Annotated in this window: 11 protein-coding genes; 10 read left to right on the forward strand and 1 reads right to left on the reverse strand. The window is 57.3% G+C overall.

Annotation, left to right across the window (positions count from 1 at the left end; genetic code table 11):
- Positions 1-233 precede the first annotated feature (233 nt).
- The 9 genes from DSM3645_RS19655 (at position 234) to DSM3645_RS19700 (ending at position 9,796) form a co-directional block, all read left to right on the forward strand.
- Positions 234-1,193 carry a LysR family transcriptional regulator gene (locus DSM3645_RS19655; protein WP_131282742.1) on the forward strand — a complete coding sequence of 320 codons (960 nt, stop codon included), beginning with the start codon at positions 234-236 and terminating at the stop codon, positions 1,191-1,193.
- 476 nt (positions 1,194-1,669) lie between these two features.
- On the forward strand, positions 1,670-2,593 hold the full coding sequence (locus tag DSM3645_RS19660; protein WP_002654053.1) for a DUF1559 domain-containing protein: 924 nt from the start codon (positions 1,670-1,672) through the stop codon (positions 2,591-2,593).
- Position 2,594: 1 nt separating this feature from the next.
- Entirely contained in the window at positions 2,595-3,068 is a 474-nt protein-coding gene (locus tag DSM3645_RS28675; protein WP_002654054.1) for a hypothetical protein, read from the forward strand.
- A 78-nt stretch (positions 3,069-3,146) separates the two neighbouring features.
- Positions 3,147-4,085, forward strand: coding sequence for a DUF1559 domain-containing protein (locus DSM3645_RS19670; RefSeq protein WP_002654055.1), 939 nt, complete (start codon positions 3,147-3,149; stop codon positions 4,083-4,085).
- Positions 4,086-4,167: 82 nt separating this feature from the next.
- Complete coding sequence (locus DSM3645_RS19675) at positions 4,168-4,590, forward strand: hypothetical protein (protein WP_002654056.1); 423 nt, start codon at positions 4,168-4,170, stop codon at positions 4,588-4,590.
- A gap of 44 nt (positions 4,591-4,634) precedes the next feature.
- Positions 4,635-6,737, forward strand: a complete 2,103-nt coding sequence (locus tag DSM3645_RS19680) for a sialidase family protein (protein ID WP_002654057.1) — start codon at positions 4,635-4,637, stop codon at positions 6,735-6,737.
- A gap of 68 nt (positions 6,738-6,805) precedes the next feature.
- The gene (locus tag DSM3645_RS19685; RefSeq protein ID WP_002654058.1) at positions 6,806-7,717 is read left to right on the forward strand and encodes a dihydrodipicolinate synthase family protein; all 912 of its coding nucleotides are present in this window, start codon (positions 6,806-6,808) and stop codon (positions 7,715-7,717) included.
- A gap of 61 nt (positions 7,718-7,778) precedes the next feature.
- A complete protein-coding gene (locus DSM3645_RS19690) occupies positions 7,779-8,006 on the forward strand; it encodes a hypothetical protein (protein ID WP_040352828.1) in 228 nt (75 codons plus the stop codon).
- A 641-nt stretch (positions 8,007-8,647) separates the two neighbouring features.
- Entirely contained in the window at positions 8,648-9,796 is a 1,149-nt protein-coding gene (locus DSM3645_RS19700) for an AraC family transcriptional regulator (protein WP_237564893.1), read from the forward strand.
- Positions 9,797-9,988: 192 nt separating this feature from the next.
- On the opposite strand, the gene DSM3645_RS30295 is transcribed toward DSM3645_RS19700, so the two are convergent.
- The gene (locus DSM3645_RS30295) at positions 9,989-10,174 is read right to left on the reverse strand and encodes a hypothetical protein (protein ID WP_131282744.1); all 186 of its coding nucleotides are present in this window, start codon (positions 10,172-10,174) and stop codon (positions 9,989-9,991) included.
- A 111-nt stretch (positions 10,175-10,285) separates the two neighbouring features.
- Between DSM3645_RS30295 and DSM3645_RS19705 the strand changes: the two genes are divergently transcribed.
- Positions 10,286-11,776 (forward strand): sulfatase, encoded by a 1,491-nt coding sequence (locus DSM3645_RS19705; protein ID WP_002654062.1) that lies wholly within the window; start codon positions 10,286-10,288, stop codon positions 11,774-11,776.
- Positions 11,777-11,879 lie beyond the last annotated feature (103 nt).

The following is an 11,879-nucleotide window of genomic DNA, read 5'->3' on the forward strand; positions in this document are numbered from 1 at the left end:
ATTGGTCAATCTCGAAACATGGCTTCCCAGGAAGGAGGAGAAGCGTCGAGTTATCAGGCGTGTCCAATCGATTTTGCCCGCAGAGGAATTTCGTTTTCAAAAACGACAATTCTTCCAGGCTCAAACCATGAAATGAGTATATCCTGGAAGCGGTTTAAATCGAGACTTCATTTGGTACAATAATTTGAAACGACAGGTTGCACTACGTGCAATCGCAATCAGGAATCGGCCAGATGCCCCAGAAAACGCCGTTAACGCTGCTCTACAAAGACATCTCTTACCCGCAACTGCGCAGCTATTGCGAAACGGTCCGCCACGGCAGCATGTCGGCCGCCGCCGATTCGCTGCAAGTCTCGCATCCGACTGTCTGGAAACAGATCCGAGCACTCGAACAACTGCTGGGACAGACCTTGATCGAGTCGGACGGTCGCCGCAGCGAGATCACGCCGGCCGGCCGCTTGTTAGCGGAACTAGCGACGCCGATCATCGCCGAATTCGAAACGTTGCGGCATCGTTTTCAACAGGCGTGCGAGACCGCGCCGCGGACGTTATCGGTCGCTGCGCCGCCGCGCAGCTATACCGACGATCTGTTGGGAGTGATCGCCCAGTTCCGCGCCAACTTTCCCGACGTTCGCCTGGTGATGCGAGAAGTGTTTGAGTCGCTTGGCAACGAAATGCTGGAAGCCGGCGAAGTCGACCTGGTGATCGGCGACAACAAGTGCTGCCGCAATCCTGAAGAACTGTTGGTCGAACCGATGTACGCGATCGAGCCGATGGTCATCATGCCGGTCGGTCATCCGCTCGCCGAGCGGCGCCGCATCTTACCGAAAGATCTCGCCAAGTATTCGGTGCTCAATCATCGCGCTTCGTACGCCGACGATGAAGGCCGCGCCATCCTCACCAAAGCCGGCGTCTTTGATTTTCCGGAACGAGGCTTCGATTTGATTCTCGCGTCATCGATTCGCAGTTGCGTTAAGCAAGGGCACGGCATCGGCCTGGTCGGCCGCGTCATTCCCGACGCTACGAGCGATCCCGAACTGGTCGAACGCTCGCTTAAACATTGCCTGCCGCCGACCGAAATCAACGGCTACCGCAGCCGCCGAATTACCGAAGACCCGGTTTTGCGATCATTTATCGATCTGGTGAAAGCAACGCTTGGCAACGAGCGTGCAACAACTCCACCCCGGGCCTAAGCCCCTTGCTTACACGCAACTTCCTCAGCCACGGCTTGCCCGTGGTCCCGTCTTCGCTTCCAGCAAATACCGACGTTGCTCCAAAATTGTCTCTCGACAAAGCGCACAACATTGAAGTCGACTGTGGGGTGAGGATCCGACGGTTGTCGGTATTGGTTTGGGGAACTGGATGTCTGACATCTCTCGATCCACTGTCCACTTTTCGTGGACAATTCCACCGCGCGCATCCCCCGCGCTTGTTAAGCGGACCGGCGTCTAAATCGCTTGCACGCTTCTTCCCAGCAATTTAACACTGCTCTTTCGCGATTAACTGCCTGTTACGGGTCATTTCCTGGCTGTTAACGGCGCTTTTTTTCTCTTTACCTGCTGGGGCATTTGCGCACATCACAATACCATTTTTCGGGCGCAGGGCCGGAAGGGTGCAAGTAGCTTAAACCCATCACTTCGTCCTTCGATCCTCTTTCAAGGAATTGTCCATGACTCGACGACGAGCGTTTACCCTGGTCGAACTCCTGGTCGTGATCGCGATCATCGGGGTACTGATCGCTCTCTTATTGCCGGCGGTGCAACAAGCCCGCGAGGCGGCCCGTCGAATGCAATGCATCAACAACCTGAAACAGATCGGACTGGCGATGCACAACTATCACGACACCCACCGCGTTCTAACGTCGGGCTTCATTGATGATGCGAACGACACCGGCGGCGTTGATGGTTATGGTTGGAGTTGGTCAGTGATGCTGCTGCCGTTTCTAGAACAACAAGCGATGCATGATCAACTATCGCCAGGCCCGCAAACGGTCAGCCAAGCGATCACATCGAACCTAACGCTGCTGCAGCAACCGCTGACCGCCTACCTTTGTCCTAGTTCGACCGACGAAACGCTCAACCCGCACTACCTGTTCAGCGACGAGAAGCTGGCGACCTCCAACTATGCGACGGTCACCGGTCACGGCTACACCAGTGGGGCATCGGTCGATCGCGGCGGCGCTTTCTTTCGCAACAGCTACAAAACGCTGGCCGACATCCATGACGGGACCAGCAACACGCTGATGGCCGGGGAAAAAGTGGTAGCTAATCCGCGTAGCAAGAACATCTTGGGAGGCGCCGTATGGGCCGCCGCCAACCGCACTGACCGGATGGGGAATTCAGGGCAGAATACCGATTCGGTCGGTTCGACCCTCGGCTCGATCCACGCGCTGCACCCCCTTAATGGCGATCCGGAAGCGGCGAGTCTCGACCTCGCGTTCGCTCCGATGATCTACGCCAGCCAACATCCTGGCGGCGTTCAGTTTGCGCTGTTCGACGGTTCAGCTCGCTTTCTTAGCGAAAACCTCGATCACACGAACTTGTTGCCCAACCTGGCTCGCATCGACGACCGCAACCCAGTGGGAGAATTTTGAGATGATCGCTTCCGCATTCACACGTATCGGCGGCTCGGCGATCCTAATCGGTTGTCTCTTCCTCGCGAGCGGCTGCGGCACAGACGACTTGCCGTTGGGCCATGTGACTGGCCGAGTGACCTGTCAAACGAAGCCGATTTCCGCCGCTACGATTCTGTTTACCCCGATCGCCAACAGCGGTTCGACGCTAGTCGGCAAGCCGGCGACCTCCAAAATCGGCCCGGACGGCAGTTTTGAGCTGACGACCTATCAAATGCATGACGGCGCGGTGCTTGGTCCGCATCGCGTCACGGTGGTTTTCGACGGTCAAGAGCTCGACAGCATGACGCTGACCGAGGAATCGAATCCCGAATACGCCGTCCGCCGTTCCTCTCCTTCGTCACGCAAATTGCCCCCGTGCGCGCGTTATCCGCAGGAGATCGAGCTGGAAGTGACCGGCGCCGAAAACCATTTCGATATCGAATTGTCCAACTAACCCCATTGCTGGGCCCCGCAGCTTCGATTCCATCTCAAACCCTTTTTTTTAATTTTTGCGAGTAAGCGAGTCAGTCGCATGAAAAGTAAAGGATTCACGTTGGTTGAGTTGTTGGTGGTCATCGCGATCATTGGCGTCTTGATCGCACTGTTGCTTCCCGCGGTTCAACAAGCCCGCGAGGCGGCCCGTCGCATGCAGTGCGGCAACAATCTGAAACAGATCGGCCTTGGGATGCATAACTATCACGACGTGATACAAAAGCTTCCCCCTGGTTGGATTTACTATGACGAAGGTCGGGTCGCCAACACGTACGGCAAAGCTACCTGGGGCTGGGGGACGCTTTTGCTTCCGTACATCGAGCAAGCCCCGCTTTACGATCAATTGAGCCCCAATACAAAAGAGGTCAGTTCGGTTGACATCAACCTGACGGGAACCTATCTCCCAGCTTTTATTTGCCCCACGGATAACCCGCCAAAGTTGGTCACCAGCGGCAGCTTTGTCTCTGGCGCATCAAACTACAGCGGCGTCTTGGGACGGTTTGACACGGCGGAGGCGGGGACCGCCTACTCGCCCAACGTGCCTGCCGTTAGCGGCGGCGCTCTCTATTACCGCACCGACGCCGTCAATGAGACGTACCGCCCTGAAGGAGTCATGGGGCCCAAGGGCTTTCGCTTCAGGGATATTACCGATGGACTGAGCAACACGCTGCTAGTCGGCGAGAAAAGCCAGAAGATCTCAAAGAATGCAGGCGGTTGGGCCGGCGCGCGGTATGACAGGTGCTTGGGCTGCTCGTACGGATGTCTTTTCGGCGTCGTCGGCGTCGTCGATTTTTCGATCAATGAAGATGGCGGCGCCGCTGGTTGGCGGCGAGAACGAGTTTTCACCAGTCGTCACCCAGGGGGCGCCCAGTTCGCGCTTTGCGACGGTTCGGTCCGCTTCCTTCCCGAAACGATCGACGCCGACACCTATCTTTGGCTGGGCCAACGAAACGACGGGCAAGTTGTCGACGAATACTAGTCGCTGCACTATCGCCACATGCCAAGCTGACGCCCGTCTGAATACGGCGGCTGAACCTCCCGTTCCAATGTAAAGGCCTCCCATGTTTCGGAATTACTTGAAATGGCTGGCGCTCGTCGCGCTGACCGGCGTCATAGGATGCGGCGCCAATCGCGGCGATCTGCCTGACCTGGTCGACGTCACCGGCAGGATCACGGTCGACGGCAAGCAGACGCCGGGGCTCCGCGTCGTGTTTGAACCGGAATTCGGCCGCCGCTCGGTTGGTTTCACCAACGAGGCCGGCGAGTTTTCCCTGCAGTATCTGACCAGCGTGGATGGCGCCGTCCCGGGCAAGCATACGGTGAAAGTTACCTGGGAAGGAGAGGGGACCGACGCCGGTTCCAGCACGACGTCCCAGGCCGTCGTCGTAATTCCCAGCCGTTACAACATTCGTTCCGAACTAATCGCAATCGTCAGCCAAGACAAGCACCAGTTTGAGTTTGATCTCTCCACGAAGCGCCGCTAACCCTGCGCCGCAAGAACCAACAAGCGAGAAACGCAATACCCTCCATGAATTCTTTCCGATCGTTACGACTGCTGTGCGTTATCGCCGCATTATGGGGGTGCGACTCGCTGCTCGCCGCTCCTACCGCTTCCAATCGCCTGGCGACTGGCTTTGAAGACTTCGCCCCCGGCGAAATCCAGTCGGCGGCAGACTCATCCGGCAAGTGGACCGCCGCGCCCGATCACGCCGAAGCGCATACGGACCATCATCGCAGCGGCCGACAAAGCCTCCATCTGCTCGGCGGGGAAAAGCGGAGCGTTGTCTGGACGCCGTCGCCGCTAGCCGCCAAAGTCGACCAACTCGAATTCTGGATAGAACGCTGGACCATCCAAAAGCCGTTTGATTTTCGCGTGGAAGCGAGCGACGGCGAAACGTGGACGACGCTTTATCACGATGGCGGAAACCTCCCCATCGGGTCGTTCAAAAATCGACTATCGATCCCGTTGCCGCAGGGACTTCCGCGGCAAATCCGCTTCACCAGCACGACGCCTGACCAGAGCGGCGTATTGATCGACGACCTGGCGGTCGAAGTCGCGACCCCGCAACGCGTAGTCGCGGTCAGGACTCGCCAGCCGATTGCGCCGGTGCTGGTTCGAAACGAGCTTAATCCGGTCTTGGAAGTGTGCATCGAGGTTGAGGGAACCCTTCAGCCGTTGAACTTTCGCGAATTGGATCTCAAGATCGACGGCACATTGCCGCCGAGTCAAATCTCACAACTCGAAATCTTCGCGACGGGAGACGTCGAGGCCCTTGATTGGAGACATCTTCGCAGAGACTCCGCCGCGCTACGTCGCTTTGGCGGTGCGTCGAAAATATCGTCTGTATTGGCGATTCCCGGGGATTTTCAACTGTCGCCTGGCGCCAACCGCTTCTTCGTATCGCTCCAACTGCACGAGACGGTCGACCCGGCGCATACGATTAATATCGCCGCCACGTCAGTGAATATCGCCGGCAGATCCTACGCAATAGAAGCGACACAGCCCAACTCAAACCTGCGGATCGGCTACGCCTTGCGAAAGAGGGGCGACGACGGCTTTCATACCTATCGCATCCCCGGCCTGGCTACCACCAACCAAGGCACGCTGATCGCCGTCTATGACGTGCGGAAAAAATCGGGGAATGATCTTCCCGGCGACATCGATGTCGGCATATCGCGCAGTACTGACGGCGGCCGCACGTGGCTGCCCATGCAAATCATCTTCGACATGGGGAGCGATCCGCGGTGGTCGTATGACGGCGTCGGCGATCCAGCCGTGCTGGTCGACAAGCAGACCGGCGACATCTGGATCGCGGCGATCTGGTGTCACGGCAATCGCGGCTGGCATGGCTCGTCGCCAGGGCTTGAGCCTGAGGAAACGGGGCAACTAATGATGGTTCGCTCCAGCGACGATGGCCTTACCTGGTCGGCGCCGATGAATATTACCAAGCAAGTGAAGCGTCCAGAATGGTCGTTACTGCTGCAAGGCCCCGGCAAAGGAATCACCATGCAGGACGGGACGCTCGTCTTCGCCGCGCAGTACCAGGATTCGCCCGAAAAGGGACGCCTGCCGCACTCGACCATTCTCTACTCCCGAGATCACGGCACGACCTGGCAAATCGGCACAGGCGCCTTTGACCAGACGACCGAAGCCCAGGTCATTGAAGTCGAACCTGGCGCGCTAATGCTCAATTGCCGCTACAACCGCGAGTCGACTCGCGTGGTGGCGACGACGACCGATATGGGCGAAACGTGGACGGAACACTCGACGTCGCGTCGTTCGCTGATCGAGCCTCGCACGTGCATGGCCAGCCTAATCAACGTCAATCGCGAGTTGGGAATCGACAAGCCGGGCTGGATTCTCTTCTCGAACCCTGACAGCCTCCGCGGCCGTTCGCGACAGACAATCAAAGGTTCGCCCGATGGCGGTAAAAGCTGGCCGGAGGAAAACCGCCTGTTGCTCGATGAACGAGCAGGCGCCGGTTACAGCTGCATGTCGATGATCGACCCCCAAACGATTGGGATTCTGTACGAAGGCGGCGAGGCGCAATTGCAGTTTCAACGCATTCCGCTGGCCGATGTGATTGGCGACGGTTCGCCAGAATCCTCATCCTCGACTCGCCGTAACTAACCTCCCTCGTCAAAAATTCGTCCTACTTCGTACCGCGCGCTACGCTTCAGGAGCATCCCATATTGAACATGAAACGACTGACGGGCCTGATCGCCGCCACCTATACGCCTTTTGGCGCCGACGGCCGGCTTCGCCTCGATCAGACCCCGCAGATGGTCGAACATCTAGTTAACACGGGCGTAAACGGACTTTACGTCTGCGGTAGTACCGGCGAAGGAATGTCTCTCACTAGCGAAGAACGCCGCCTAGTAGCCGAAAGCTACGTAAAAGCCGCCGACGGCCGCCTGCCCGTGATCGTCCAGGTAGGACACAACAGCGTCGCCGAAGCGAAGCAATTGGCCGCGCATGCTCAGGCGATCGGGGCCGATGCGGTCTCGGCCACTTGCCCTTCGTATTTCAAAGTGCAATCGCCGCAACTGCTGGTTGATTGCATGCGGGAAATCGCGTGCGGTGCGCCGAAATTGCCATTTTACTACTACCATGTTCCACTACTCACCGGATCATTGATTGATATTCAGCAATTCATACAGCTAGGCGGAGAGCAGATTCCTAATCTGTTTGGTCTGAAATACACCGACACCAAGCTGAACGAGCTTCAACAATGCTTGAAGCTGCAAAACCAGCGATTTGACGTCGTTTGGGGCTGCGACGATATGATACTGGGCGCGTGGGCGTCCGGAGCGACGGGCGCAATCGGCAGCACCTATAATATTGCCGCCCCTCTCTACCATCAGCTCATCACAGCGGTTGAAGCGGGCGACTGGAATGACGCCCGCGCTTTGCAGAATCAAGCAATCGAAATGATCAACGTCATTGGAACCTTTCCGTTCCATTCGGCGATGAAAGCGATCCTGGGCATGCTCGGCTATGACTTCGGCACGTGTCGCCTGCCGCAACGCGCATTAAGCTCAAACGAAACGGCTCACTTGCGAGAATTGCTCGAACAGGTCGGCTTTTTCGAGGGATTCGTCACTCGATAATCGCATGCCCCACAGGCCAACCGCCTGGTTCCGTGCGCGTCCCCATTGGAGTCAGCCTAGCGTGCCGCAATTGATCGCCTCGAACTTGAAACTTCACCGTCTGTCGCTTCTCGCACTCCTGCTCCTCACGATGTTCTCCCCCTGCATAGCGGAAGAAAGAAACTGGCTGAAGTGGACCGAGGTTCCACCGCTACCCAACGAGCAGGACTTCGCAAGCGTTCACAACAATGCCCTGATCATCGCCGGCGGTGCGAATTTTCCCCAGCCTATTTGGGAAAACAACAAGTAATGGGTCAATCAGATTCATGTGCTGCCCCAGCAAGAGAGAAAGTACGTCTGGCGCGACGACGGCAAACAGCCACGTCCAATCGCGCAGGGCGGCAGAGGGGCTTCGCATGGCTAATCGGAAAACTCAACAACTTGGTCGAGCAGCGGGAAGAGTGGCTCCAGCAGACGAAACGAACGATTCCATTTATCGAACGTCGCTGCTTTGACCCGGCCGACGGGCGCACATGGTTTCACGCCACGCGCGAAGGCGCTTCGATTCGCGAGCGGCGCTACGCGTTTAGCGCAGCGATCGCCTTCGCACAATACGCCCACGCGATCGGCAGCGAGCAGTACGCCGCGAGGGTGCAGAACTGTTTCAGCGCGTCGTCCAGCTCAACTTGAAGGCGTGTTCCACTTCCCCCGCATGCAATTGATCTTCCGGAAATTGCTCGAAAGAAGCGTCGCAGCCGCTTTTCCACAGGTCTCTCTGGACGATGTCGCCATGTAAGCGACTTGCCAGCGGAGCCGACGTCCCTTAACTTGACAAGGTCAACACCTCTCGTGGATTGGCGCGACAACTCTGGTCTGAACTACGATGCGTCGCGAGACGAGCCCCCATGGCGCGATCGGCGGCAATTTCCCAAAATCGTTCCGCTCATCGGTATGCCGCACAAGATTACGCTCGCCGTCGTGCCAAGTTCCGACAATCAGGTGCGGATGATCCGGGGCGTTATGCAATACGCGACCGAAACCGGTCGCATCCAGATCACCAAGCGAGCCGCGATTCCGTACGTTCCGATCGAACTGCTCGACAAGCTCGCCGCCGATGGAATCATCGCCTACGCCGAGAGTCAGGAGCGGATTAATTTTCTACAAAGCTTGGGGATCCCGTTCGTCAATCTGACGCTGCAATCCGAACCGGAAGCGGGCGTTCCCGTCGTCCATTCAGACAACTTGCAGATCGGGCGGCGCCTGGCCGAGCATTTGCTAAGTCTGGGACTACGCAACTTCGCCTTCGTCGGGCATTTCGCTTGGTATCACAATCGCATGCGGCAAACAGGTTTTCTCCAGCGGCTGGCGGAAAGTGGTTTCGACGCCGCATCGATCGACATTTCCTTCGATTCCGAATTGTCACTGGAAACCAGCGACCGTCAGGTCCACCAAGGCGAGTTGCAACAAGCGATCGCCGGGTTGCCGGAACCTTGCGGCGTCGCGTCGTGCCATGATGAGTTCGCCCACGAGATCGTCGAAGCCTGCAAGGTGATCGGCCGTTCGATTCCCCATAGCGTTTCGGTGATCGGGGTCAACGATTACCGCCTAATCTGCGAAACGACGATGCCGGGGCTTTCGAGCGTCGCCCAGAACTCGGAACGGATCGGCTACCTTGCCGCCCAATTGGTCGATCAGTTGATCGAAGGAGCGGAACGTCCGGCGAAACCAATTCTCGTTCCGCCGGGGCAACTAATCGTTCGCCGCTCATCGCAGTTTCTCGCCTTGGGAGACGCCAACGTGGTTGCGGCGGTCGAATTCATACGCGATCGCTGTCATCGGCCGATCACCGTGACCGACGTAGTCGACCATTTGCACCTCAGCCGCAAAGTGCTTGAAAAACGATTCAAAACCGCGATTGGCCATTCGATCGCCCACGAGATCCGGCTATCCCGGATGCGAAATGCCCAGCATTTGCTCACTTCGACTCCCTTGAGCATCGTCGATGTGGCTGTCCGGAGCGGTTTTGACAGCACCAGCGGCTTTATTCGCGCCTTTCGCGAACATACCGGCGTCACCCCGGCCAATTATCGTAAAGGTTAATTGCGCGCTAGCAATTCGCCGCAGCCTCTTCTGCGCGTACAATTCAAGATCAGTACATCCTTACTCGTCCCGCCCCTGAAACGCGGAGAATTCGCATGTCGATTCCCGTCCTCGAATTGATCGATATTCGGTTGAGATTTCAGGAGAGCAGCCGCTAGAGATCTTTGAAGAGTAGCCGCAAAGATCGTTTAGCTAGGCGGACGAACGCCTCTTACGAATCTCTCCACGTTCGACTTCTCGCTGGCAGTACGGAAGATAGTTGGAGCCGACCGGGAACCGCTTTTTGGCGCCAGGCTGCGTGCAGCACCAGCTATCGGTTTGCTTCCCATGCCAGGCCGATCGATGAGATTGCCGGCGCTTTTTCGATTTTCTGGTCATTTGTCTTCGCACCTATTGCCGCTGCGTTGACCCGCGCGTCGGTCCGACCGATACTGAATCAGTCCCGCCAAATCCGCCCATCCAAGCATGCTTGCCGTAAAGGACCACTAAATGATGTCGACGCCGACACCGAGTTATTTACAACACAAACTAACTACATTCACTCTGGTCATCGGCGCCATTTTATTTTCTTTTACCCTAGAAAAGCAGGCGAATTCTGCAGAACCAAAGCGTACGCCCAATATAGTCTTCTTCCTGGTCGATGACCTGGGATGGAAAGATATCGGCGTATACGGTTCGAGCTTTTATCACACGCCGAATGTCGATGGTCTGGCGGCGTCGGGAATGCGATTCACCAATGCCTACGCCGCGTGTCAAGTTTGTTCGCCGACGCGGGCCAGCATCATGACCGGCAAGTATCCGCAGCGCGTCGGCATTACCGACTACATCGGCGCCGCGCAGCCGGATAAATGGAAACGTAATACGCCGCTGCTGCCGGCGCCTTATCAAACGCGTTTGGCCCTGGAAGAAACAACCTTGGCCGAAGCGCTGAAGCAGCGCGGTTACGCGACCTTCTTCGCCGGAAAATGGCACTTGGGCCCGGAAGGGAACTGGCCCGAAGATCAAGGGTTCGACGTCAACATCGGCGGCATCGACCGCGGGGGTCCTTACGGCGGCAAGAAATACTTTTCGCCGTATGGCAATCCACGTCTGACCGATGGACCCGATGGAGAACATCTGCCCGATCGTCTGGCGAGCGAAACGGTGAAGTTTATCGAACAGCACCAAGACCAACCGTTTTTGGCCTATCTCTCTTTCTACTCGGTCCACACGCCGCTGATGGCCCGTGAGGACTTGAAGCAGAAGTACGATGAGATCAAACAGCGGATTCGTTTTGCCGGCCCGATTTGGGGCGAAGAAGGAAAAAGTAAACTACGGCTGGTGCAAGAACATTCGGTCTACGCCGGTATGGTCGAAGCGATGGACGCGGCGGTTGGCAAAGTGCTGGATGCGCTTGATCGCTTGAAGTTGACCGACAATACGCTGGTGATCTTTACCTCGGACAACGGCGGCCTATCGACTTCGGAAGGACATCCGACCAGCAATCTGCCGCTGCGCGGCGGCAAGGGTTGGATGTACGAAGGGGGAATTCGCGAACCGCTGGTCGTCCGCTATCCCGGCGTTACCAGCCCAGGCAGCGAAAGCGACGCGCTGGTTACGAGCCCTGACTTTCTGCCGACGATCTTGGCAGTGGTCGACAAGCCGGGGGACAAGATCGATACCGACGGCGTTAGCATCATCTCCGCACTAGAAGGAAAGCCGCTCGATCGCGGTCCGATCTTTTGGCATTATCCGCACTACGGCAATCAAGGGGGCTCGCCGACCGCGGCGGTTCGCGAAGGAGATTGGAAACTGATCGAGTGGTACGAAGATGGCAAGGTCGAGCTGTTCAATCTGGCCGACGATATCGGCGAAAAACAAAATCTAGCGGATCAGCAACCGGAGAAACGTAAGGAACTTCACCAAAAGCTGCGTCAGTGGCGCAAAGCGGTGGGCGCAATCTTGCCGACCGCGAATCCGAATTACAAAGCGACGAAGTAATTGCCTGCGGGCTTGCCAGGGCGGTAGAAGCAAGCCAAGCGAGAGTGGTAGACTATCTCTCGAAGCCGCGGTAACGGTTCCACTTTGATGACTCACGAGAAGA

Origin of the sequence: Blastopirellula marina DSM 3645, from assembly GCF_000153105.1 — a bacterium.
Lineage (GTDB): Bacteria > Planctomycetota > Planctomycetia > Pirellulales > Pirellulaceae > Blastopirellula > Blastopirellula marina.